Genomic DNA, 23,855 nt, shown 5'->3' on the forward strand with positions numbered 1-23,855 from the left:
GCGACGTCGCGGTGCCAGCCACGACAAATCCCCGTTCGGAGGTCGGTTACGTTGCTAAGATGACGCGGTTGACGCGATTGAGGCAACCTGGCGCCTCGGCGAGCCGACTGCCTGGGTCTTGCTACTGCAGATCATAGGTGGTCTATCGGGGTGCACCAGGCCTCGCCATATCGAGTTGAAGCGGGATAGGAGCCAGTCGACATGCAAGCGCTCGTCGGTCGAGATCTTGGCCAGGACAAGCACCGGGTTCGCTTCTGGCTCGCAGAAGATGCACACAGTGTGCCGCGCACGTCACGGCACGGCCAGTTCGGAAGGCTTGCCCACCTTGTGTGGCTGGAAGTCTCTCGTCTTGGTTATTCAGCACTTGCGAAGCCGGCTAGTTTTGGCAACGTTTTCTCTATCCGGCGGCGACCCGGTGCCCGCGACATCAGCAACCTTGCGGTGCAGCGTCGGTCGGTGTTGTCGCAACGTCCCCGTGTTCTGACAAGTCCGATTGTTAATGCATCTGTCAAATAAGGATCGCCGTCTTGAGTCAGTATCAGATACCTATATATCGACCCGACTTAAATGGCAATGAAAAGAAGTATGTCACCGAGTGCTTAGACACTTCGTGGATCTCTTCGCGCGGTCTTTTCGTCAACGAATTCGAGGCGCGTTTTGCCGCGCGAATCAACGTCGAGCATGCTGCGTCCGTATGTAATGGCACGGCCGCACTCCACGTGGCGTTGATGGCTCTCGGTATCGGACCAGGCGATGAGGTCATCGTTCCGACGCTGACTTACATCGCCGCGGTGAACGCGATTGCCTACACGGGTGCGACTCCTGTATTCGCCGACTCTCTGCCGTCTACTTGGCAGATTGATCCTGAAGACATCCGCCGCCACATAACGGCGCGCACCCGCGCCATTATGCCGGTACACCTCTACGGGCAATCATGCGATATGGATTCGATCGTCGCCATTGCCAACGAGCACCGACTATTCGTGGTGGAAGATTGCGCCGAGGCCTTCGGTGCGCTGTACAAGGGCCGTCACGTCGGCACCTTCGGCGATGTAGCAACATTCAGTTTCTTCGGTAATAAGACCATCACTACCGGTGAAGGTGGAATGGTGGTATCCAACGATAAGACGCTCATTGAACGAGTGCGACACCTCAAAGGCCAGGGTTTGGCTGCGCATCGTGAGTACTGGCACGACGTGGTGGGCTATAACTATCGCATGACGAATATAGAGGCTGCTCTGGGGCTTGCGCAGCTGGAGCGCGCCGACGATTTTATTACGCGTAAGCGCAATTTAGCCGAGCGTTACATTGCCGCCCTAAGCCACTTGCCTATCGAAGTGCACAGAGAAGCACCGGATACTTTTCACAGCTATTGGATGTTTTCCATCCTCGTCGATCAATCTGAGCAGCGCGACGCATTGCGCATGCATCTCGCGGACGCAGGAATTGAAACGCGACCGCTGTTCTATCCAGTGCATACTATGCCCATGTATGCCCGGAATTATCGCAAGCACAGAGTAGCGGAAGATCTGGCCTGGCGTGGAATTAATTTGCCCAGCTGGCCTGGACTGCAGCAGCAACACGTGGAGCAGATTGCCAAGGAAATCGACAATTTCTACTCCAATGCCACGTGATCTATTAATCGCGGGGTCCAGCGGGCAGGCCAAGGAGGTCGCGCAATTAGCCCGGCGCATCGACCCTATGGGGGCGAGGTGGTCGCACATTCGATATGTCACGGATCGGGCTGCCGAACTAGGTACAAGCCTGCTATATGGTCAGGTAGAGCTATTAGACGAGCAACTGTTGCATCGAGACGTTGAAGCTGACGTAGTAATAGGTGCGGGCAAGCCCACTTTGCGCCGTAGTATCGCGCATAAGTTCCTCGCCAACCCGGTGCTGAGATTTCCAAACCTCGTCCACCCGTCGCTGGACATCGATCTAAGTATAGTCCGACTAGGCCGAGGCAACATAATTACTCAGGGTACGGTCATGACCTGTGATATAGAGATTGGCGATTTCAATTTATTTAATTGGAACTGCACCGTGGGCCACGACGCTCGGATTGGCTCCTTCAACGTGATCAATCCTGGAGCCGCAATATCCGGTCGTGTTGCGCTCGGCGATGCGTGTCTGTTAGGCACCGGTTCTCGAATTCTGGAGACGTTAAGCATTAGCTCAGAGACTGTCATCGGCGCGGGAGCCGTTGTCACACGGTCGATCGTGAATCCCGGTGTATATATGGGGGTCCCGGCTCGCCTTCAAGGCATGCCGCTATGAAGATCGGCGTCCTAGGGCACAAATTCATCGAGTGGGAGGGGGGCATCGACTTCCTGCGGACAATCTGCGAAAGTTTGGCGGCAGCAGACCGAGCGGCTGAGTTGCATGTTCTCGTTCCCACACATGGACCACGCGTCGCCGTTCAAGCACTTGAACTAAGAATATACCGTATGGCTAAACGACTTCAGGGACAGCAAATTGCGACTCAGCGGACGCCGGATTTGCGTAATTTATACGCCTCGGCCCCTGATGCGCGCACGACAGTCGCAGTTCACCGAATAGACCTAGGTAGTACTGCTATTCGCCGTGCCTTCAGAGATTTGCAACTCGAGATACTGTTGCCCTCTTTCGAAACTCTAGCATTCGGTGACGAGATTCCCTGGCTGGGTTATCTGTACGATATGCAGCACAAATACCTGCCGCATTTCTTTTCACCGCAAGAGCTAACGCAACGAGACTTAGCTATGGGGCGCATGCTGCGAGAAGCCAAGGCAGTAATAGTGAACTCTCGCAGCGTAGCCACTGACGTGCGGACCTACTTCCCAGGCGCTTCTGCGCAAGTCTTAGCACTTCCCTTTAGCGCGGCCCCTCAGCCGGACTGGTTCCAACTCGACCCGCAGATTGTTTGCGCGAAGTACTCGGTTCGCCCCAACTACTTTGTAATCTGCAATCAGTTCTGGAAACACAAGGATCATGGCACGGCCTTTAAAGCGTTTGCATCCCTGGCCCGACTTTATCCGGAGCTCCAATTGGTCTGCACCGGGGATACATCTGACTATCGTGACCCTCAGTACTTTCCCGGGCTGCAGCAACTACTGAGCGAACTGGGCATTGAAGACCGGGTCGCAATCCTGGGCCGCATCCCAAAGCCAGATCAAATCGCACTTGTACGCGGTTCAGTGGCACTAGTACAGCCCACGATGTTTGAGGGCGGGCCAGGTGGTGGTGCTGTCTATGATGCGGTTGCGCTAGGCATACCCTGCATTGTGTCTGACATACCAGTCAACCTGGAGATCAACGAGTCCGAGGTGCGTTACTTTAAGTCACGGGATTCAGCATCTTTACTCGAGGTCATGTGTCAGAGCTACGCCGAGTCCGCCGCGTCGAGCCCGCCCGATGCGGCCGAACTAGTTGCCCGAGGGCGAAGACGCCGGAAGGAATGTGGCAACGTCCTCATGCAAGCCGCAGTGGCTGTCATTGAGCAGCGGCCGGCACCTTGATTTCGAAGAAAGTCCACTGAGCGTGAGGGGGTCGCACCCTTACGGCCTCGGTTTACCGGTGATATTCCGTCCGTGAGCGGTGCAAACGATAGGACCCATTCGATGTCTGCAGACTGTGCTTCCACACCGGATGATCCGATCATGCGCCTACCGCAACATATGCCATCATCGACACCACCCGACGGCGCCGAAACGACAGTCGCCGCGCGAAGTCCCACCGACGAGACTTCAAATGCACGACCACGGACGTTGGCGCTCCTCTCAGCGATCGCGTGCACGGTCTTTGGTGTCAAACTCATCGTGATCGCCACTCTGGGTTCGACGATGCCGTTGTTTGACCAATGGGATGGTGAAGCGGTTAAAACCTACCTGCCTTACTTGCACGGCACGTACTCTATTGGTGATTTGTTTGAACCCCACAACGAACATCGAATTGTATTCACACGGCTTTTGGCGCTAATTCATCTGGAGCTAGCGGGCGAGTGGAACACTCACTTGGAAATGATTTTCTGTGCCGTCATTCATGCTTTCTTAGTCACTTGGCTTTGCGCTTTACTGATTCCGCTTGTTGCGCCGAGGCGACATATGCTTTTTGCTTGCTTCATTGTGGTAGTGTTTACACTTCCACTAGGATACGAGAACACTCTGTTAGGGTTCAATTTTCATTTCTATCTGACCCTGCTGTTCGGACTCGCGGCCATTGCTACGTTTGCCTCAGCAGCTCCTTTCACGTGGCGTTGGTTCATTGGATTAGCCGCCGCGATCCTCAGCTACTTGTCGTTCTCTTCGTCAGGCATTGCTGCGATTGTTACCGCCGCAGTACTCGTCACCTTGCAGCTAGTGACAAAGGTGAGAGAACGGTGCAATCGTGAGTTTTTGGGCGTGACCGTCATCGCGTTGATCGGTATAGGCATGCTGCTGTGGGAAATTTCCGTCGTAAATGCGTCTGGTACGCCCTCGAATGTAACCCCTCTAGGGTTCCTCTTGGGGCTTCTCTTTCTTGCCGGTCCCACAATTTTAGGAATAATCGGTATTCAAGGTCCAGCTATATGGTTCTGCCGAAATACAATGATCAATCGGCCGCCGTCCCATGATCGGGCATGGGTTGCGGTGGGCATTACCGCCTGGGTAGCTATCCAGCTGGCAATAGTTGCATATGGTCGAGGGACTGCTATCGGAGTGCGGTATATGGATATGCTACTTCCCGTCTATCCAGTCGCGTTCGTAGCGGTATTTTTGTTAGCTGATCATATATCTAGTGATCGCCTGAAGCGGTACGCGAGAACGGGTGCGGTAGCGTGGGTTTTCGTTACGGTAGTGTTGATTACGGCTCTGGGCTACTATATGGCCATCCTTCAGGCGATTGATTGGAATAAGTCTGCTCGACAACAGGCAATTAATGCTAGAGCGTACATGGCAACACACAGCCGCGAATCACTAAAGGTGAGAGATCATAGTTATCTGGTTGACGTCACTTTCCCCAACCTTGACGAATATGCGCGGATTCTTGATGATGCCGATGTTAGGGCAATAATGCCGCCAGAAATCCGGCCAGTTGACGCCGACAATATGAGTGCCCGCAAGCACTTATTGCTTGAGGGGGCGCTCGCTAGCGCCACGGCTAGTAGCGTTCGCTTTGTGTTGGGCCTCGGACCGGCACTCGTTGCGTTAGGTGTAGGTTTATTTTTTTCGCTCGCGGCCCGCGGTACTTTGTACGCCCGCGGGGAGTCCCAGAGCCTGAGCGCACCCGGATCTCGAGTCGAATCGGTCTAATCTCCATTTCAGCTGATGGTGCGGGCCACCGAGATGTAGGGCACCTGCAGGCGGCAGCGCGCCTCGGGCGGCGTCCGGTGGATCTTCGCGCTCAACTAGGGCCGTTCTGCGCAAGTTGGTCGTTTACTGTCGCACTGTACTTGCGTGCTCTAAATACCAGGCCACGGTGGCCTCGACACCCGTGCGAAGGGTGATCTCGGGTTGCCAACCGGCCTCCCGGAGCACTGAGACATCTAGGACCTTGCGCGGTGTGCCGTCGGGTTTGGTTGTATCCCAACGGGTTTCGCCGGTATAGCCTACCGCTGCGGCCACCAGGGTGGCGATCTCACTGATCGTGTGGTCGACGCCGGTGCCGACATTGACCTGCTCAGGCCCATCGAAGTTCTCAAGCAGGAACAGACACGCACTTGCCAGGTCATCGACATGCAGCAATTCACGACGGGGAGTTCCGGTACCCCAATTGGTCACTTCTGGTGCACCGCTCGCTTTCGCGTCTTCATATCTGCGGATCAGAGCCGGCAGCAGATGGGAGCCTGATGGCGAAAAATTATCGCCAGGCCCGTAGAGGTTGGTCGGCATCGCCGAAATCCACGGCAGACCGTGTTGTCGCCGTACCGCCTGGACCTGGATGATGCCGGCGATTTTCGCTATCGCGTACGCGTCGTTTGTCGGTTCTAGGGGTCCGGTGAGAAGGGCGCTTTCTGGGATGGGCTGCGGGCTGAACTTCGGGTATATGCAGGAAGATCCGAGGAACAACAAGCGCGGTACCTGCGCGGCGACGGCAGCATCGAGAAGATTGACCTGAATCTGCAAGTTCTCGGAAAGAAAATCGGCGGGGTACGTGCTGTTAGCCATGATGCCGCCGACCCTGGCTGCGGCATCGATGACGACGTGGGGTTTGGCTTCCTGAATGAAGTCAAATGTTGCGGCTCGATCGGTCAAATCGACGTCGCCGCGTGAGCGAAGGATCAAGTTGGTGAAGCCTTCATCGGTGAACTTCCGCACCAAGGCCGATCCGACCAGCCCGCGGTGACCTGCGATATAAACCGGGACGGCACGGTCAAGCACGCCGACAGCGGTGTTTGCGCTCATGTCCGACCAGAGAGCACTGGTTTGTCGATCCACGGTTTGCCTTCATACTCGAGCGCAGCGATGTCGGCGTCCACCATGATTCGTGCCAGCTCGCCGGTATGGACCGAAGCCCGCCACCCGAGAGCGTCGGCTGCCTTGGAAGCATCACCGATCAGCGAGTCGACTTCGGTCGGCCTCAAATATCGCTCGTCGAACTTGACATGGTCCTGCCAGTCCAGACCGGCATGCGCGAAGGCTGTCTGGGCAAATTCCTGTACCGTGTACCCCCGACCAGTGGCCAATACATAGTCATCCGGCTCTGACGCCTGGAGCATTCGCCACATTCCTTCGACATACTCAGGTGCGTAGCCCCAGTCACGAACGGCATCGAGGTTGCCCATGTAGACCTCAGACTCTATGCCGGCTTTGATGCGTGCTACCGCTCGCGTGATTTTACGAGTGACGAATGTTTCGCCACGACGCGGTGATTCGTGATTGAACAAGATGCCGTTGACCGCAAACAACCCGTAGGCCTCGCGGTAATTCCGTGTCACCCAGTAGGAGTAGACCTTTGCCGCGCCGTAGGGGGAGCGTGGATAAAACGGTGTCAGCTCGTTCTGCGGGGGTGGCGACGCGCCGAACATCTCCGATGAAGAAGCTTGATAGAACCGGCACTGCACCCTCGAGAGTCGCACCGCTTCCAGCAAACGCATGGATCCGGTGCCGGTGGTATCGCCAGTGTGCACCGGCTCGTCGAAGCTGACCCGCACATGGGACTGCGCCGCAAGGTTGTAGACCTCGTCGGGTTCGATCGTGCTCAGCAGGGTCACCAGGCGGGTCCCATCAATCAGGTCACCGTAGTGCAGGAACAATCGTGCACCCGATTCATGGGGGTCGACATACAGATGGTCGATCCGCGATGTGTTGAACGTCGAAGCCCTGCGGATGAGCCCGTGCACCTCATAGCCTTTGCTGAGCAACAGTTCGGCGAGATATGAACCATCCTGTCCCGTGATTCCGGTGATCAGGGCTCGTTTCATCGGATTCCTCAACGTTTGATGGCGGCGTCCCGCACCCATTGTTGCTGTAGCCGGCGCGTTACCGGCGCTGACTCATCCTAGTTGGTGACACCGAGCTGCCGGTCACGATTGCCACCTCGTGCCACTGGTGCGTCGTTCGGCCGCGCAGCAGGACGATCTGGCGAATTTGCGCTGTGCGCAGGGGTTATCTTCCTGCGGATCAAGTCCGAGGCAAACTCACTGGTCTGTTCGGCTCTTCACCGCACACTTCTCAGTTTGGGTCGTCTGAGGCGTGCGATCCTCCGGTCGAGCAATTCCAAAGCCGACGCCTTGACGTATAACGGCAATCGTTTTTCCATCTCTCGATCCCGGCCGTTGCTGAGCCCGGAAACGTCGTTGAAGTCCGCGACGACGATATCCATGTATTGGATGTCTAACGCAGGATTCGAGAAGCAACGGATGTTGAAATCCCAGTCCGCCCAGAGCTTGTAGCGCAGGTTGTAGGGGCCGATCCCGGCAAAGAGCCGGCGTCGGTAGAACATCGACTGATGGCAGATGTTCTTCTCGAAGAGTAGGCGGTCGAGGTCGAAGGGCCCGGCATAGCGGGAGGAGGTGGATCGCATCAGCACGTCGCCGTACACCAGGTCGCTGGTCTCGTGCTGGCCAATGTACGCAGCGACTTTGGCCAGTGTCTGCTCGTCGTGCAAGGTGTCGTCGCCGCCCAAGAAGAACACCCATGATCCGGTGGATTTTTCGACGCCGCGGTTCATCGCATCGTAGACGCCATCGTCGGGGTCGCTCTGAATCACCAGACGCTGCGACAATTGGGGCCGGAAACCTTCGGCAACCCCGACGGTGTCATCGGACGAGTCCCCGTCCATCACGAGTAGTTCGTAGTCGCTACAGGTTTGGCGGGCGACGCTCTCAAGGCAGGCATGCAAAGTCGACGCCACGTTGAAGGTAGGAACGATGATGGAAAACATGGGCTCGGCCACGGCGCGATGCTAGCAGCGGCCCACGGATCTGAGGCGGCGATTGCGGCTCGGATTTTGACTGAGCAGACGCGACGAACCGCATGTTTGCCCCGATGCAGAAGAACTGTCGGAGCCGACCATGGGCGGAACCGCCCTCGGGCGGACCTCAGCCGATGTACGGTTACGTCGTGTCGTTACTGATCGCCGTGCCGGTCTACGGCCAGCACGAGTACACGCACGCTCTCATCGCCGATCTCGAGCGCGAGGGTGCCGACTACCTCATCATCGACAATCGCGGCGACTATCCGAAGATCGGCAGCGAACGGGTCGTCACACCCGGTGAGAATCTTGGTTGGGCCAAGGGCAGCGACGTGGGCTTCCGCACCGCGTTCGACGAGGGCTACACCCATGCGATGACGCTTAACAATGACACGCGCTTGTCGAAAGGGTTCGCGGCCGGCCTGCTCGATCCAAGCCTGCCGAAGGATGCGGGGATTGTCGGCCCGATGATCGACCAAGGCTTTCCCTGCGCAATACCGGAGCTACAGCCGGCCGCCGCGGATTACGTCCCGCGACCGCGATATCGCGCCGTTCCCGCGGTGGAGGGTACGGCGTTGATGATGTCCCGCGAGTGCTGGGATGCGCTGGGCGGCATGGATTTACACAGTTTTGGTCGCTACGGGTGGGGGATCGACCTGGATCTGGCTCTGCGTGCCCGTAACGCCGGATACGGCGTGTACGTCACCGAAATGGCCTACATCAACCACTTCGGTGGCAAAACAGCCAAGGCTAATTTCGGCAGCTGGCGATACGAGTGGAACGCCAATTACGCGCTGGTGCGCGGATTGGGCCGCGTGCATGGTCGCAAGTGGCGCGACAAGTTCGACGGTGCGCTGATGGGCGGCGGCCCGGGCCCGTCCGGATGGCGCGCCAGGGCCTTGCTGACAGCGGCAATGGCCGGTGAGGCGGGTGCCTTCGTCGACCGTCGCAGAAGCAATTCAGGGAAGCGGTAACCGCGCCCTCGAAGCTTTGACATACTCACCCAGTGAGTCTTCGCGCGCGAGTGAGATCCAGCCCGTTCGTCATGAAAGCCGTAGCGAAATACGGCTATCCGATAGGGACCCGCCTGATGGGTCGTGACGAGATGCTGTTCATCAACTTCGCCTACGAAGAAGACCCTCCGTTGGGAATTCCTTTGTCGGACACCGACGAACCCGACCGGTACTGCATCCAGCTCTACCACCAGACCGCGATCCAAGTGGACCTCACCGGAAAGCGGGTGTTGGAAGTCAGTTGCGGCCACGGTGGCGGCGCCTCGTACATCACCAGGACTTTCACACCGGCCGCGTACACCGGCCTGGACCTCAACTCGGCTGGTATCGCGTTCTGCCGCAAGCGTCATCAACTGCCTGGACTCGACTTCGTACACGGTGACGCCGAGAATCTGCCCTTCGACGACGAATCTTTCGACGCCGTAATCAATGTCGAGGCCTCTCATCACTATCCGCACCTGCCGCGCTTTTTCAACGAGGTGACCCGCGTACTGCGTCCGGGAGGGCACCTTCTCTACACGGATTTCCGCGTGTCTCACCTGGTGGATGAGTGGGAGGCGGTGCTGGCCGACATCCCGCTGCGGCTCGTCTCCAAGAGGGTGATTGACGAGGAAGTCAAGCGGGGGATGAAGGAACGTTCTCCGCGCATCGAAGCGGTGATCAGTCGCCGTCTGCCGGGGTTCCTACAGCGCTACGCGCGCGACCAGGCCGGCATCCCCGGGGGAAGCCTCTACGACTGGGCACAGGCAGGGGTGTTCTCCTACCGCATTTACTGCTTCGTCAAAGACTGAACTCAAAGACTGAACGAGGGTCTTGGCGGCGAGGCCCTAACTCACGCGCTGCACTCAGCGGCAACCCGGTAACCGCGCACCGCAAGCGGAATAAAGAGCCCGATCAACGCGATCGCCCAGCCGAGCGTCAGCGCCAAGGGCAGCAGGACGGGGCCTTCGTGGGCCAGAGCGCGCATGACTTCGATCGGCGGTGACATGGGCTGCACCCGAACCACCGGCTGGATCCAGTGTGGAAACAGCGCGACAGGGGTGGTCCCTGAGCTGATGAACACCAGCGAGGTGATCGCAGCGGCCAGGTACGTCACGATGGCGCGTCCGTTGCTGCGCACCGCCAGGGTCAGCACCAGAGCGGTGAAGCCGACCACCACGAGCGGCGGAATGACGATGTACGCCAGCGCGGTGTGCCAACCGTGCGCAAAGCGCAGCCCCATCGCCGTTCCGACGGCAGTGATCAGGATCGTGCCCATCAGTGCGCGTGCCGCTTCGGCGATCAACCGTCCGCCGATCGCGCTGGCCCGGTGCACCGGCAGCACCCACATGCGGCTGAGCAACCCCGACGACCGCTCCATCGGGATGCCGACGGCGCCACCCAACGCACCGAACATCCCGGCCAGAACCGCGCACATCGGGACCAGGCCGTAGATGCTGTCGACGCCGGTGACTTTATGGATCTGCTCACCGAGCACGGCCTTGTAGACCACTAGCAGGCAGATCGGCAGAATCACCGTCGCCAGCACCGCCGCTGGTTCGCGACGCCACCGGATCATGATCCGACCGGCGTGCAGCCAGCTCTGACTCAACAGAGCATTCAACGAGCCGACCTGCGAGCTCATCGTCCACGCCTCTGCATCCGCAGGGTGATTGCGCCGAAAATCAAGAACATGCCCAAACACCATCCCAAGGCCGCCTTCGCATGGTCGACAGGTACTTGTCCGCTCGCCAACCCGCGCAGCGTTTCCGCGGTCTGGGACACCGGCTGGTTGCGCACGAACGGCCGCACCCACTCGGGGAAAGTCTTCTCCGGTGCCACTCCAGTAGACAGCAGAATCAGCATCAACTGGGGGATCAGCAGCAGTTGACTCGTTGTTTCGATGCTGCCCCCGCTGGACCCCAAGGCGTCAGCGCCCAACGACACGGCCAGGCAAAGGACCAGGGCGAGCAGGATGAAAGCCAGTCCATAGACCGGTCCGCCGGCCATCCGGAAGCCGAATGCATATCCGGCGATCATGGTCGCGGTGAGGGCTATCGACGCCCGCACCAGCGTGGCTGTGATGCGCGCGCCAACCGGTGCCATGGCGGTGATCGGCATAGTCCGCAACCGTGTGCCCAGCCCGAACCAGCGATCGCGGCCCGCACGGTCTGCGGTGAGCGCTGCGGCCATGATCATCGACTGAACCACCACTGCGGGTAACACGTACTGCGGGTAGGTCAGACGCCCGGTATCGATGAGGCCGTGGGTGGCCATCGTCAGCCCGACCAGGCTGATGATGGGCACGAATATCTCGAAGATGATTCCGGCATCGCGCAGCGTAGTGCGCAGAGATCGCTCGGTGAGGGCAACCAGCGCTGTCATGATTGCGGGACGGTCTGATTGGTCAGGTGCAGGAATGCTTCATCGAGCGAAGGCTTGCGTAGCGAGATGTCGGCGATCTCGATTCCGATCGAGTCGAGCCGGCGAAATACCTCGCCCAGAGTGGCCACGCCATCGCGGGCAAGCACTGACACCGAGTTGTTATCGGCATCGAGGTCGATGCCGTCGAGCCCGGCCAGCGCCTCAGCAACCTGGGGCAGATCAGAGGGGTTGGCGGGCGTCACCTCGCAGTAGCTCATGCCCACCTGGCGCTTGAGTTCCGCGGCGGTCCCATTGGCGATTACCTGTCCGTGGTCGAAAACCACGATGGAATCGCTCAACACGTCGGCCTCTTCGAGGTACTGCGTGGTGAGCAGCACCGTGACATCCTGCTCGGCCAGCGAACTGACGATGCTCCACACGTCGCGCCTGCTACGGGGGTCAAGGCCCGTGGTGGGCTCGTCGAGGAACAGCACTTTGGGTGTGACCACCAACGCACTGGCCAAGTCGACACGTCGCCACATGCCGCCGGAGAAGGTCGATACCCGCCGGTCGGCGGCCGCGACGAGGTCGAATTGACCGATCAGCTCGTCAGCGCGGGCTTTGGCTTGCTTACGGCCGAGTCCCCGCATCCTGCCGAACAGAACCAGGTTCTCCCGGGCGGTCAACATCGGGTCCACCGCGGTGAACTGCCCGGTGATACCGATCTCCGAGCGCACCTTGGCCGCCTGCCGGGTGACGTCGTACCCGGCGACCATTGCGCGGCCCGATGAGGGACGGAGCAGCGTGCACAGGATGTTCAGGGTAGTTGTCTTGCCGGCGCCGTTATGGCCCAGGATCGCGCACACCGACCCCGCGGGAACGGAGAAATCCACCCCACGCAGCGCGTAGGCGTTACCTCCGAATGTCTTTGTGAGGCCATCGACCTCGACCGCAAGTTGGCCCACCGGCCGAGTATTTCATGACCGGTAGTCCCACGCTGGATTATCGCCACAATCGTCAAAATTCCGGCCGTCCCGCAGGTCGGCGGTATCGCTGGCCAGCGGGGCGGGGAAAAGTTGCACGCTAGTGCCTGAAATCGCCCTGCCACCAGCGGCTGGACTGATACTCTACGACCTTCACTGCCCAGCGAATGGAACGACATGACCGCGCTGCAACGCTCTTTCACCGAGGATGGTCCGCGGCCGGACCGCCGCGCCAGATTGCGACGCGCCGGGCGGCGAGCGCAGGCCACACTCATGCCGTGGTCCCCTCGGGTGCTGGGAAAGCGGCTGGAAAGCCAGGCCCGGACGCTGGGTGACCACATCAACCGGGGCGACACGGTCCTGGACGTCGGATGCGAGACGGGGCACCTGTGCAAATACCTCGCAGAGATGCACGGGGCGACCGCATCCGGCATCGACGTCCACGACGCGACGACGATCCCGATCGACTTCAGTGTGTTCGACGGCAGATCAATACCTTTCGAGGACAATGCGTTTGACCACGTTGTGCTCAGTTTCGTGCTGCACCACGCAAACGACCCGATGGCGTTGATCAAGGAATGCCGGCGAGTGGCACGACGCAGCATCATCGCGTTTGAGGATCTGCCCGAGACGAGGGTGGAAAAACTGCTGACCAAAGGCCATATCGGCTTGTTCAGAGTGGCTTACCGACTAGAAGCTGCCGGCGACTACCGCACAGCGCTCGAGTGGATCGAAAAAAACGCCCTCGAAGTCTCCGAAACGCCGCTGCCGCTGGACTGGTTCGACGTGCTGTACCGGGTTCCGCACGTCATGCTGGTCTACAAACTTGCGAATGACTGAAGGACGATGAGATTCGTCCTTGCCAGCTGCGGGACGCGGGGCGACGTCGAGCCCTGCGCAGCGGTGGGTCTTGAGCTGCTGCGTCGAGGGCATGACGTCGTGATGGCCACTCCGCCTGATCAAGTCGGCTTCGTTCAGAAAATGGGGCTGGCGGCGGTTCCCATGGGTCCGCCCACTGGGGACATACCGGATGTTTTCGTCACCCCGTGGTCTGTCAAAGACCCCATCAAACCCGTTCGCGATGCGATGGAACACATCCACCAGCGGTGGGCCGATGTGAGTGAGACATTGAAATCGCTGGCCGCCGGGGCCGACCTGATCTTCACCGGTGTCTCTTATCAGGAATCCGCCGCCAACGTCGCTGAGTATTACGACATTCCGGTTGCTGCATGGCATCACGTCCCGATGCGGCCCAATGGCCACCTGATCTCTGTGGTGCCGGCGCCGTTGCTCAGATCTGCGATGCGGGTGACCGATTGGGCGCAGTGGCGCTTGATCAAACGCCCAGAGGATGCGCAACGGCGCGACCTCGGCCTACCGCACACCACCGCGCCAGCATCACGGCGGATGGCGCAGCGCGGATCGCTGGAGATACAGGCTTACGACGCGCTGTGTTTTCCCGGCCTGAGTGAGGAATGGACTGCACAGCGCCCGTTTGTCGGGGCACTTACCGCAGAGTTGCCAACGGACTCGGACGACGAGACGCTGGCGTGGATTGCCTCGGGCACCCCACCGATCTACTTCGGATTCGGCAGCATGCCAGTGGAATCGCCGGCCGACATGGTGCGCATGATCACCACGGCCTGCGCGGAACTCCACCAGCGCGCTCTAATCTGTTCTGGCGCAACCGATTACACCGACCTGCCCAATTCGGATCGGGTCAAGGTCGTACGCGGTGTGAGCCATAGCGTCGTTTTCCCCAAATGCCGGGCAGTAGTCCATCACGGCGGCGCCGGCACTACCGCTGCGGGACTGCGCGCCGGAGTGCCGACCCTGATCCTGTGGGTTGCTTCTGACCAACCGATATGGGCGACGGTGGTGCGGCGGCTCAAAGTTGGTAAAGCTCGCCGCTTTTCACGCACGACCGCGAAAACTCTGACGAAAGATCTGCGGCGGGTCCTGAGCGCGCAGCCGGTTGGCCGAGCCCGCGACGTTGCCGCAGAGCTGACGACAGCCACTACCAGCGTCGTGACTGCGGCCGACCTGCTCGAGCAGGCCGGTCGTGGTAAACGATTCCGCTGATATGAGTCCCGCATCCGTTCCGCTCGGTCTGCTATGCCGGCCCGGAGTGGTTACCGTCAATGTACGGTTGCTGGCGTGTCGGTTCTGATCACCGTCCCGGTCTTTGGGCAACACGAGTACACGCACGCCTTGGTAGGCGATCTGGAACGCGAAGGCGCCGACTACTTGATCGTCGACAATCGAGGCGATTACCCCCGGATCGGCAACGAACGCGTAGACACACCCGGGGAGAATCTCGGCTGGACGGGCGGTAGTGAATACGGCTTTCGAATTGCCTTCTCAGAGGGTTACTCCCATGCGATGACCCTCAATAACGACACCCGGATCTCGAAAGGCTTCGTCGCCGGCTTGCTCGATCCGAGGCTGCCCGACGACGCCGGGATCGTCGGCCCGATGTTCGACCACGGGTACCCGTACGCGATGGACGAGCAGAAGCCCCACGCCGCGGATTACCGGCCGCGGCCGCAATATCGCGTAGTGCCCTCCGTGGAGGGAACCGCCCTGGTGGTCTCCCGCGAATGCTGGGAGGAAACCGGCGGTATGAACCTGGTGGACTTCAAGCAGTACGGGTGGGGGCCCGACCTCGACCTCGCGTTCCGGGCACGCCGGGCCGGATTCGGGGTGTACACCACGGAAATGGCCTATATCAACCACTTTGGACGCAAGACCGCAAACGCGCACTACGGCGCGTGGCGGTATGAGTTGTGGGCAAATATCGCGATGCTGCAAGGGTTGCGGCGGCTGCACGGCTCGGGCGCTGCGCTTAATATCATGCGCCAGATCGGCCTGGCTCACGATCGCAAATGGCATAGGCCAATCCCGCTGATTAACCCCACTGGCCAGGCGGCCGACTGATCTGGATACCTTGACGGTTCCTGAACGGAAACCAACGGGTCGAAGGTAACGTGATGTCCGTGGTTGAGTCCTCCCTTCCCGGCGTGCTGCGTGAGCGCGCCAGTCTGCAGCCCAACGACACGGCGTTCACATATGTGGATTACGAGCAGGACTGGGACGGCGTTCGTACCTCATTGACGTGGGCGCAGTTGTACCGGCGAGTGTCGAACCTGGCCGAAGATCTCAAGGCTTACGGTTCGACGGGCGATCGGGCGCTCATCCTGGCGCCACAGGGGCTCGAGTACCTCGTCAGTTTCTTGGCTGCGATGCAGGCAAACCTGATCGCGGTTCCGCTGTCGGTACCTTACGGCGGTGCCCACGACGAGCGGACCGTTTCGGTTCTGGCCGACACCTCGCCGGCCGTCATCTTGACGACCTCAACCGTGGCGGAGAACGTCCGAGAGGTGGTGGAGGCAAACGGACCGGCTACCAAACCGGCGATTGTCGAGGTTGACGGGCTGGACTTGGATTCACGGCGGAGACCTTCGGGGCCACGGTCACGGTCCGCGCGGAATGAACAACCGGATTTTCTTTACCTGCAATACACGTCCGGATCGACCCGTACGCCTGCCGGCGTCATGGTCAACAACCGAAACGTCTTCGCCAACTATGAGCAGATCATCGGGGACTTCTTCAAGGCTCGGGGCGGTGTCGCGCCCCCGGGCCTGACGATTGTGTCCTGGTTGCCCATGTATCACGACATGGGACTGCTGCTGGGGATCGTCATGCCGATCCTGGGTGGCTTCACCACGGTGCTATCCAGCCCGGTGGGCTTCCTGCAACGGCCGCTGCGTTGGTTGCAGCTCATGGCCGAGCCTGAGTGCACCGTCTCGGCAGGCCCCAACTTTGCCTTCGAACTAGCCGTGCGCAAGACGAGGAACGAGGACCTGTCCGGACTCGATCTCGGGGGACTGCACAGCATTCTCAATGGCAGCGAACGGGTGCAACCGGCGACGCTCAAGCGATTCACGGACCGATTCGCACCGTTCAATTTTCCGCCGGAGGCACACCGTCCGTCTTATGGGATGGCCGAAGCCACCGTGTACATCGCCACCCGCGAACCTGGAAATCCGCCAGAAATCGGCTACTTCGACAGCGACAAGTTGCCCGAGGGTACCGCGGTCCGGTGTGAGATCGGGTCGGGCACACCATTGGTGAGCTACGGTTCACCCCAATCCATGGACGTTCGCATTGTGGACGCCGACACCGGTCGGGAATGCCCAGAGGGAACCGTCGGTGAAATCTGGGCGTCCGGCGACAATGTCGCAGCCGGATACTGGCAGAAACCTGAAGAGACACAACGTGTTTTCGCGGCAAAGATCGTTGACCCGGCACCGGAAACGCGCGAAGGCCCCTGGCTGCGGACCGGCGACTCCGGGTTCGTCTCTGACGGTGAGCTTTTCATCATTGGCCGCATCAAGGATCTGCTGATCGTCTACGGCCGCAATCATTCTCCCGATGACATCGAAGCGACCATCCAGGAGATCACCTCGGGCCGCTGCGCCGCGATAGCCGTTCCCGACAAGGGCATCGAGAAGCTGGTTGCCATCATCGAACTCAAGAAGCGCGACGACAGCGCGGAATCGGTGGACCGCCTGCACGACGTCAAACGTGAGGTAACTTCAGCGATTTCGAAGTCTCATGGACTGAAGGTCTCGGACCTGGTGCTGGTGTCGCCCGGCTCGATTCCGATCACCACAAGCGGCAAGATCCGGCGATCCCAATGCGTCGAGTTGTACCAACAGGACGTATTCGCCCGCCTGGATGCCTAGCCGGCATTACGTCAGAGGCGCGCTTCCGCTGCCATTCGATTCGCCGTTGCCGGCGCCATTGCCCACCGTCGCTGCGACGACCGGTTGTTGGGGGATGACGCTGTAGCCGAACAGCGGCAGTGAATGACCGAGGAATTCGTCCTCGTGCTTCTTTTTCTTCTTGCCGTTGGAATTGACCGGGGCTGAAGCTCCCCACTGCAGATCATCGGTGAGTTGTTTGCGCACCCCGGTGAGGTCGAACAGCGGAAGCGAGTGGCTGGGTTCGAAGTGGCCCGGCCGGCGGTTCTTGGTAGCGGCGCCCGCCGGTCGCTTCCGCCGGTTGGCGGGCGCGGTGGCGCGGGTCCGTGTTTTCGGCGGCGGTCTCCGCTTGGCCGGGTCCGGAATCAAATGAAGCCTGATCAGATGGGGGGAGATCTTCTTCCACGTCTGCTGCAGCTTCTCGTTGAGCACGTCGTTTCCGGAGCCGTCCAATTTCGACGGCCACCAGTTTTTCTGACCGATCATGGCGGCCAAGGCCGGTACGGTAATGGTCCGCACCAAGAAGGTGTCGATCACAATGCCGATGCCGATGATGAAGCCGGCTTCCTGCATGGTGCTGATGCTGGCGGACAGCAGGCCGAACATCGATGCCGCGAAGATCAGCCCTGCCGAGGTGATCACGCCACCAGTGGTTCCCACGGTGCGGATGACGCCGAAGCGCACCCCGTGCGGCGACTCGTCGCGTATTCGCGAGATCAGCAACATGTTGTAATCCGCACCGACGGCGACGAGCAGGATGAACGAGAGCCCGGGCAGACTCCAGTGCAGTTCCTTACCCAGTAGGAACTGGAATACCAGAACGCCGATGCCCAACGCCGACATATACGAAAGCAGCACTGAGGCAATCAGATACAGCGGTGCGACAATAGCGCGCAGCAGAAGCACCAAGATCAGGAACACGATGACGATGGTGGCGATGATGATGAAGTTCATGTCGGCGTTGTAATAGTCGCGAGTGTCCCGAAGTCCCGTCGGAACTCCCGCGACCATGATTTTCGCGTCCGACAACTCGGTGTTCGGTGTGGCTGCGCGCGCTGCCTTCTCGATCGCGGTGATCTGGTCCATCGCGGCAGTGCTGAACGGACTGAGCCCGCTTTGAATGAAGTATCGCGCCGCGTGACCGTCAGGCGAGATGAACAGCTGGGCGCCCTTCTTGTACTCCTCCCTGGTCGTGATCTGCGGGGGGAGGTGGAAGCCCGCCATGGACGGCTTGCTGGCGTCGTGCTTCATCTCCAGCAGGAACCCGGACGCTTCATTCAGACCCGACCCGATCCGTCGGGTCTGATCTACCAGCTCCTTGACTCCGAAGGCCAAGGCACGGCTACCGTCTGCGAGGGCATTGGAACCTGCTTGGGCCTGGTTCATGGTGGACTGCAGGTTCTTGATGGTCTTGAGGGCGTCGGAGGCTTGAGTCAGCATCTGCTGAATCTTGGCCAGCGTTTGACCAATAGTCGAAGCTTGTTCCGCCGCTTGCAGATTGCGCGCCATCGCCTTGATGGACAGCAATGTTCCGTTGTCATCGGCGGAAACCATTGCCGCCAGGCCGGCGCGTGAATTCACACACGCCGGATCGATATTGCAATCGGGGCTGGCATAGAGCGCTCGGACCATCGGCCCGGCCCAAGCGGCCACGTTCTCCGCATTCGTGGTCGAGGCGTTCAAGCTGTCGCTGAGGTTCTTCATCTGACCGGTGAACCGTGCGCCCTGCTCCAGCGCGCTGATGGCTTTGTCGCCGCCCAGCATCTGCTCCATGGCGGTCAGTGCCGCGACTGTTCCGCTGAGGCTGGAGACGGCGCCGGTGACTTGGTCGCGAAGCTGGGAGAGAGCGTCCGCCAATTGGTTCGCGCCGCCGACCAACCGGTCCAGGTCACCCCCGTGATTCTCGATCTGGTTGGAAGCTTCGTCGAGTTTGCCACCGACTTCACCGGCCTGCCACGACACCTTCATCTGTTCCAGCGGTTCCCCATTGGGCCGCGTCAGGCCGCGCACCATCGTGATGTCCGGGACTTGACTGACCCGACCGGCCACCTGCTCCAGATCCGCCAGCGCCGACGGTGTCCGCAAGTCGTGGGATGACTGGATGAACAACATCATCGGAGTCATCGCGTTCATCGGGTAGTGCTTGTTCATCGCCTCGTAGCCCTTGGAGCTGTCGACCTCGTCCGGCAACGATTTGAGGTCGTCGTAGTTGTAACGCACGGCTCCCATGCAGGCGGCGAGGGCAATGAGCACGACAAGACTGGCGGCCAGATGGATGCGCGGCTTGCGCACGATGCGGATTCCCGAGCGCCGCCACAGTTGGGTGGTGAGGTCGCGGCGCGGCTTGATCCAGCCACGCCTGCCCGCGAGTACCAGCACTGCGGGCAGGAACGTCACTGCCGCCAGCAGCGACACCACGATCGAGATCGAAATTGCCGGACCGATCGCGGAGAACACTTCGAGTTTGGTGAACACCATCGCCAGGAAGGTGACCGCGACGGTGGCGGCGGACGCGGCGATCACTTTGCCGATCGACATCAACGCCTTCTTGACCGCGATGTCGGAATCGTCGCCGTGCCTCAAATAGTCGTGATACCGACTGATGAGGAAGACGGCGTAGTCCGTTCCGGCGCCCATCATGACCGCGGTCATGAAGACGATGACCTGCAAATTGGTGTCCAGGCCGAGTTCAGCTGCGCCAGAGAGCACGCCCTGGGCGGTGGCCAGCGAAATGCCGATCGTCGCAAGCGGAATGAACATCGTCACGATGTTCCGATAGATCACGATCAGGATGATCAGCACACTGAGGACGGTGGCGATCTCGATGAAGTGAATATCTTCCTGACCGATGTCGGTGATGTCGGAGATGGTGGCCAACGGCCCGCTGAGGTCGGCGTGCAGTGTCGTGCCGGCCACGGTTTGTTTGACAATCGCAGCTACCCGCTTGTAGGTGGCCAGGGTGGCCGGATCGTTCTGGTCCCCAGGAACATTCACCGGCAGGATGAACGCTTTGCCGTCCTTGGCGACCAATAGCTTGCGCATCTCCGGGTCGTCGAGGGCGTTCTGCACGGACATCTTGTCCTGCGTGTCTTCGTTGAGTTTGGTGACGAGTTTTCGGTAGGTGGCGTCGTCGTCGGGGGTCAGACCCTTCTCGTTGGTCAAGACGACCATCAGCAGGGCAGTGGGCGTCGCCGCTGCGGCGGTCGAATCGCTTTTCTCTTCTTGCTTGCCGTCGGGTGTCGTGCTCCACGCCTTGGCCATCTCTCTGGCGACGACCATCGTCGGGGCATCGTCAGGGAACGGACTGGGCGGGTGTTTTCCCGCTTGTACCTGCAGCGGCGGGAAGGAAAGGAAGAGCACCACCGCCACGGCGATCCATGCTCCGATGGTGAGCCACGGATACCGCACCACGAACTGACCTAGGCGGTCGTAGATCCCCCCGACCTTGGCAGCCTCACTAGAACCGCTCGACACCCCTACAAACCTACAAGGTCATTCCGGTCTCGGTGGGGTAACGAGGCGCCGCCGTCAATCGTGACGTTAGCGTTACACCTGTCGCGGTCATGAGAGCTTTCCGCTCCCGCGTACTGGTACTGCCGAGCCAGATTGACGAACCTTCTCCTCGATCAGATCCGCGGCCTTCTGCACGCTGACCGCTGTCGGGGTCATGCGTTTCGCCATCTCGCGAGCGCGATTGACGTACTTGGGCTCGAGAATTTTGCGCAGATCTTTCAGCAGTGATTGTTTGGTGACGCCGGCGAATCGTCGCGCTTTGCCGATCCTGAGCTTGACCACCTGGGCTGCCCACAGGGGCTGTTCGGCGCTGATCCAGAGCACCAGGGTGGGCACGCCGGCTTTCATCCCGGCCGCGAGAGTGCCGGGGCCACCGTGGTGAACAACGGCGCGACACTTCGGAAAGACGGCGGCGTGGTTGGCGTCGGCGACGAGTTTGACGTTGTCGGGAACCGGGATGTCACCCAGATCGGTGACACCGCCGCAAATCAGAGCGCGAGTGCCCAATTCGGCACAGACTTCGCTGATCAAAGCGACTGTGTTCTCGGGGGTTTCCACCCGCATACTGCCGAAGCCGAAGTAGATCGGTGGGGTGCCGTCGGCGATCCAGGACAGGACTTCGTCGTCGGAGGAGGTCGGCAACTCCAGCGTCAGCGCGCCGACGAACGGACGCTGGTCACCCCACTCTTCCTTGAGCCCGGGAAAGAACACGTCGTCGTAGCCCTGGATCTCCAACCATCCGTGCCGGCCGATCCGCTTCGCGGACGACACCTTGGTGGTCGGCATGCCCAGCGCGCGGCGCTGCTCGTTCTCGGGCCCCTTGGTCATCAACCAGTACAGGCCATAGACCCCTCGCATCACGGTGCGGATTGCCGGCGGCGGAAGCAACGGAAGGATGTGTCCGTGTACGCGCTGCGGAAAGTAGTGCAGTGCGGCCAACGGGATATCGAGGTATTCGCAGACGTTCGCCGGAACACCCTGATAAGTCTGGCCCGAGACGATGACGTCGGCATCCTTGGCCAGTGCCACCAAGGTTTCACCCATCTCAGCCCAGCCCCGGGTGAGGTACTCCGCGCCCGGACGTAGCACACCGAGCGGATTGCGGACCCGCCAGAAGCTGCGGAAGATCTCTTCCTCTAACTGCGCATGCGAATCCGGGCCATAGGCAACGGCTTTCAGGCCCGCCGACTCGACGAAGCGAACGAGATTCGGCGGCACCGCCATCTGCACTTCGTGCCCCCGACGCTGAAGCTCTGCACCGACCGCAGCGCAGGGTTCAACGTCGCCGCGGGTGCCATGGACGGCGAGGACAGCTTTCATTGCCGGTAATCAACTCCGTTAAATCTCTTCGCGTAGCGAAGGTGAGCCGTGTCGACTCTATTGCGCCACCCGAACGGGAGTGTTCGCCAACGTGCCGGCCACCACCCGCTGGAACACCGACTTCAGCTGGTCGGTGAAGCGGGTCACCGATTCCCGCGCGATCGGGTTGTTGGGGTAGGACACCATGATCGAGACCTCGTCGAACAGGCGGAACACCGTCGAGTACTTGTACGCCGGGCTGCGTCCGTCGGTGTATGCCGCTGCGTTCACCCCGTCCAGCGCGGTCGCGACGATGCCGGACAGCGGCGGCAGGCCGGCATCCATGTAGCTCATCATCGTGAACTGCGGGCCGGGCTTGCGCAGCCACGGGGCCAATTCCAGGACGCGATCGAAGGGCACCTCTTTGACGTTCATGTTGGCGTCGAAGGATGCCTGGGCGGCGCGCGCCGTCTCCTCGAAAGAGTTCGGGTCGATCGGCACGGTGAAGGGCACGATCCCGGTGAACCAGCCAACCGTCATGTACTCCGCCGGAGTCTTGCGCTTGTCGGTGGGGGTGAGCCCGTAATACGTGAGCTCGCCGGTCATTTCGTAGTACGCCAGGGCGGCGCACGCGAACAGCCCGCCGCTGAACCGGGCATCTGCCTGGCGGCACATGTCCTCGAACTTCGCCGTCTGGTCGGCGGCCAGCAACTGCTCCACGCGGACGTCACCGCCGCACGCGATCGACTGGTCGCCCAAGGGCAGCGGGAAGTCGGGCAGCGTCCCACCGTTGGCTTCGGCGAACTCGACCCAGGTCCGCACCTCCGGCGACTCCAGCGTCATGGACGCAATGGTTTCGGCTTCGCGGATGCAGAAATCGTCGTAACTCGCCGCCGGCGGCATGGTCATCGGGGCCCGGCCCTCGACCAGCGCGTTGTAGTTCATCACGATCTCCACGTACAACCCGGCGATCAGCATCGGATCGCAGTGCAGGTGGTCCACCACCGCGTACAACGCGAATTTGTCTTCGTATTGAATGATGCCGTACCGGAAGCAGTCCCACTGCAACGGATCCGGGGTGGCCATCACGTGGGCTTCCCAGTCGGGCTGCGTCATCGTGCCGTACGTCTTGGCGACGAAGTTGATGTCACGCGGGTTCTTCAGGGTGTGGCGGACGATGTTGTCCGGATCCTTGAACTCGAACCAGCTGTGGTACGTGCCGTGGCGGCGCAGGTGCGTGTTGATGACGTACGTCATGGCGCGAATGTCGCAGCGGCCGGGCACTTCCCACGAGCCCATGATCGCGCGCGAGTAGTCGAGCCCCTTGTCGCGGAACTCGACGTAACCGCGAAGGTGACCCGCCTGCATGCAGCTCGGAGGCACAGGAGTAGCTGGAGCTTGCTGTGCCTTCGCGAGGCACCCGGCAGTCGGCTCCCACGCGATGACGGTGCCCTGACCCGGGTCCCAGTCGTACGCGTTACCGACACGCAAGCTGTCGTGCTCAGACCCTCCGCCTATGAACACGCTTCCTCCTATGTTAGAAGTCCTGCAGGACAAGTCATTTC

General features: G+C 60.5%; 18 protein-coding genes. 9 read left to right on the forward strand and 9 right to left on the reverse strand.

Annotated features, from left to right (window positions below):
• Positions 1-527 precede the first annotated feature (527 nt).
• The 3 genes from AC5Y3Z_RS05810 (at position 528) to AC5Y3Z_RS05820 (ending at position 5,270) form a co-directional block, all read left to right on the forward strand.
• Entirely contained in the window at positions 528-1,634 is a 1,107-nt protein-coding gene (locus AC5Y3Z_RS05810) for a DegT/DnrJ/EryC1/StrS family aminotransferase (RefSeq protein ID WP_473139621.1), read from the forward strand.
• A gap of 639 nt (positions 1,635-2,273) precedes the next feature.
• Positions 2,274-3,497 carry a glycosyltransferase family 4 protein gene (locus tag AC5Y3Z_RS05815; RefSeq protein WP_473139622.1) on the forward strand — a complete coding sequence of 408 codons (1,224 nt, stop codon included), beginning with the start codon at positions 2,274-2,276 and terminating at the stop codon, positions 3,495-3,497.
• Positions 3,498-3,797: 300 nt separating this feature from the next.
• Entirely contained in the window at positions 3,798-5,270 is a 1,473-nt protein-coding gene (locus AC5Y3Z_RS05820; protein WP_473139623.1) for a hypothetical protein, read from the forward strand.
• A 123-nt stretch (positions 5,271-5,393) separates the two neighbouring features.
• On the opposite strand, the gene AC5Y3Z_RS05825 is transcribed toward AC5Y3Z_RS05820, so the two are convergent.
• From AC5Y3Z_RS05825 to AC5Y3Z_RS05835, 3 genes are all read right to left on the reverse strand, one after another.
• Positions 5,394-6,362: a GDP-L-fucose synthase family protein gene (locus AC5Y3Z_RS05825; RefSeq protein ID WP_473139624.1), complete on the reverse strand. Its 969-nt coding sequence runs from the start codon at positions 6,360-6,362 to the stop codon at positions 5,394-5,396.
• Positions 6,359-7,381 (reverse strand): GDP-mannose 4,6-dehydratase, encoded by a 1,023-nt coding sequence (gene gmd / locus AC5Y3Z_RS05830; RefSeq protein ID WP_473139625.1) that lies wholly within the window; start codon positions 7,379-7,381, stop codon positions 6,359-6,361. The genes AC5Y3Z_RS05825 and gmd overlap by 4 nt, the downstream gene beginning before the upstream one ends.
• Positions 7,382-7,617: 236 nt before the next feature.
• Positions 7,618-8,343 carry a glycosyltransferase family 2 protein gene (locus AC5Y3Z_RS05835; protein WP_473139674.1) on the reverse strand — a complete coding sequence of 242 codons (726 nt, stop codon included), beginning with the start codon at positions 8,341-8,343 and terminating at the stop codon, positions 7,618-7,620.
• A 164-nt stretch (positions 8,344-8,507) separates the two neighbouring features.
• On the opposite strand from AC5Y3Z_RS05835, the gene AC5Y3Z_RS05840 reads away from it, so the two are divergent.
• Positions 8,508-9,347 (forward strand): glycosyltransferase family protein, encoded by an 840-nt coding sequence (locus AC5Y3Z_RS05840; protein ID WP_473139626.1) that lies wholly within the window; start codon positions 8,508-8,510, stop codon positions 9,345-9,347.
• Between the two features lie 71 nt (positions 9,348-9,418).
• Positions 9,419-10,177 (forward strand): phthiotriol/phenolphthiotriol dimycocerosates methyltransferase, encoded by a 759-nt coding sequence (locus AC5Y3Z_RS05845; protein ID WP_473139627.1) that lies wholly within the window; start codon positions 9,419-9,421, stop codon positions 10,175-10,177.
• A 41-nt stretch (positions 10,178-10,218) separates the two neighbouring features.
• Here the strand turns inward: AC5Y3Z_RS05845 and AC5Y3Z_RS05850 are convergent, their stop codons facing one another.
• From AC5Y3Z_RS05850 to AC5Y3Z_RS05860, 3 genes are read right to left on the reverse strand one after another with little or no spacing between them, the layout of a single operon-like run.
• The gene (locus AC5Y3Z_RS05850) at positions 10,219-11,010 is read right to left on the reverse strand and encodes an ABC transporter permease (protein WP_463825128.1); all 792 of its coding nucleotides are present in this window, start codon (positions 11,008-11,010) and stop codon (positions 10,219-10,221) included.
• On the reverse strand, positions 11,007-11,750 hold the full coding sequence (locus AC5Y3Z_RS05855) for an ABC transporter permease (RefSeq protein ID WP_463825129.1): 744 nt from the start codon (positions 11,748-11,750) through the stop codon (positions 11,007-11,009). Before AC5Y3Z_RS05855 ends, AC5Y3Z_RS05850 begins: the two co-directional genes overlap by 4 nt.
• Positions 11,747-12,694, reverse strand: a complete 948-nt coding sequence (locus AC5Y3Z_RS05860; RefSeq protein WP_473139628.1) for an ATP-binding cassette domain-containing protein — start codon at positions 12,692-12,694, stop codon at positions 11,747-11,749. The genes AC5Y3Z_RS05855 and AC5Y3Z_RS05860 overlap by 4 nt, the downstream gene beginning before the upstream one ends.
• A 195-nt stretch (positions 12,695-12,889) precedes the next feature.
• Between AC5Y3Z_RS05860 and AC5Y3Z_RS05865 the strand changes: the two genes are divergently transcribed.
• The 4 genes from AC5Y3Z_RS05865 (at position 12,890) to AC5Y3Z_RS05880 (ending at position 17,460) form a co-directional block, all read left to right on the forward strand.
• A complete protein-coding gene (locus tag AC5Y3Z_RS05865) occupies positions 12,890-13,552 on the forward strand; it encodes a class I SAM-dependent methyltransferase (RefSeq protein ID WP_473139629.1) in 663 nt (220 codons plus the stop codon).
• A 6-nt stretch (positions 13,553-13,558) separates the two neighbouring features.
• Positions 13,559-14,794, forward strand: coding sequence for a glycosyltransferase (locus tag AC5Y3Z_RS05870; protein WP_473139630.1), 1,236 nt, complete (start codon positions 13,559-13,561; stop codon positions 14,792-14,794).
• A gap of 75 nt (positions 14,795-14,869) precedes the next feature.
• Entirely contained in the window at positions 14,870-15,649 is a 780-nt protein-coding gene (locus AC5Y3Z_RS05875) for a glycosyltransferase family protein (RefSeq protein WP_473139631.1), read from the forward strand.
• A 53-nt stretch (positions 15,650-15,702) separates the two neighbouring features.
• Positions 15,703-17,460, forward strand: a complete 1,758-nt coding sequence (locus AC5Y3Z_RS05880; RefSeq protein WP_463825134.1) for an AMP-binding protein — start codon at positions 15,703-15,705, stop codon at positions 17,458-17,460.
• 6 nt (positions 17,461-17,466) lie between these two features.
• On the opposite strand, the gene AC5Y3Z_RS05885 is transcribed toward AC5Y3Z_RS05880, so the two are convergent.
• From AC5Y3Z_RS05885 to AC5Y3Z_RS05895, 3 genes are all read right to left on the reverse strand, one after another.
• Positions 17,467-20,952, reverse strand: coding sequence for an MMPL/RND family transporter (locus AC5Y3Z_RS05885; RefSeq protein ID WP_463825135.1), 3,486 nt, complete (start codon positions 20,950-20,952; stop codon positions 17,467-17,469).
• An 87-nt stretch (positions 20,953-21,039) separates the two neighbouring features.
• Entirely contained in the window at positions 21,040-22,311 is a 1,272-nt protein-coding gene (locus tag AC5Y3Z_RS05890; protein WP_463825136.1) for a glycosyltransferase, read from the reverse strand.
• A 57-nt stretch (positions 22,312-22,368) separates the two neighbouring features.
• A complete protein-coding gene (locus AC5Y3Z_RS05895) occupies positions 22,369-23,658 on the reverse strand; it encodes a condensation domain-containing protein (protein WP_463825137.1) in 1,290 nt (429 codons plus the stop codon).
• Positions 23,659-23,855 lie beyond the last annotated feature (197 nt).

The sequence above is a fragment of the Mycobacterium sp. NGS61 genome (assembly GCF_059812325.1).

Excerpts from the sequence above, each read along its gene's own strand:
- AC5Y3Z_RS05815 (WP_473139622.1), top strand. The coding sequence starts at position 2,274 with ATGAAGATCGGCGTCCTAGGGCACAAATTCATCGAGTGGGAGGGGGGC.
- AC5Y3Z_RS05825 (WP_473139624.1), bottom strand. The coding sequence starts at position 6,362 with ATGAGCGCAAACACCGCTGTCGGCGTGCTTGACCGTGCCGTCCCGGTT.
- gmd (WP_473139625.1), bottom strand. The coding sequence starts at position 7,381 with ATGAAACGAGCCCTGATCACCGGAATCACGGGACAGGATGGTTCATAT.
- AC5Y3Z_RS05835 (WP_473139674.1), bottom strand. The coding sequence starts at position 8,343 with ATGTTTTCCATCATCGTTCCTACCTTCAACGTGGCGTCGACTTTGCAT.
- AC5Y3Z_RS05840 (WP_473139626.1), top strand. The coding sequence starts at position 8,508 with ATGTACGGTTACGTCGTGTCGTTACTGATCGCCGTGCCGGTCTACGGC.
- AC5Y3Z_RS05845 (WP_473139627.1), top strand. The coding sequence starts at position 9,419 with ATGAAAGCCGTAGCGAAATACGGCTATCCGATAGGGACCCGCCTGATG.
- AC5Y3Z_RS05850 (WP_463825128.1), bottom strand. The coding sequence starts at position 11,010 with ATGAGCTCGCAGGTCGGCTCGTTGAATGCTCTGTTGAGTCAGAGCTGG.
- AC5Y3Z_RS05855 (WP_463825129.1), bottom strand. The coding sequence starts at position 11,750 with ATGACAGCGCTGGTTGCCCTCACCGAGCGATCTCTGCGCACTACGCTG.
- AC5Y3Z_RS05865 (WP_473139629.1), top strand. The coding sequence starts at position 12,890 with ATGACCGCGCTGCAACGCTCTTTCACCGAGGATGGTCCGCGGCCGGAC.
- AC5Y3Z_RS05870 (WP_473139630.1), top strand. The coding sequence starts at position 13,559 with ATGAGATTCGTCCTTGCCAGCTGCGGGACGCGGGGCGACGTCGAGCCC.
- AC5Y3Z_RS05880 (WP_463825134.1), top strand. The coding sequence starts at position 15,703 with ATGTCCGTGGTTGAGTCCTCCCTTCCCGGCGTGCTGCGTGAGCGCGCC.
- AC5Y3Z_RS05890 (WP_463825136.1), bottom strand. The coding sequence starts at position 22,311 with ATGAAAGCTGTCCTCGCCGTCCATGGCACCCGCGGCGACGTTGAACCC.
- AC5Y3Z_RS05895 (WP_463825137.1), bottom strand. The coding sequence starts at position 23,658 with ATGCAGGCGGGTCACCTTCGCGGTTACGTCGAGTTCCGCGACAAGGGG.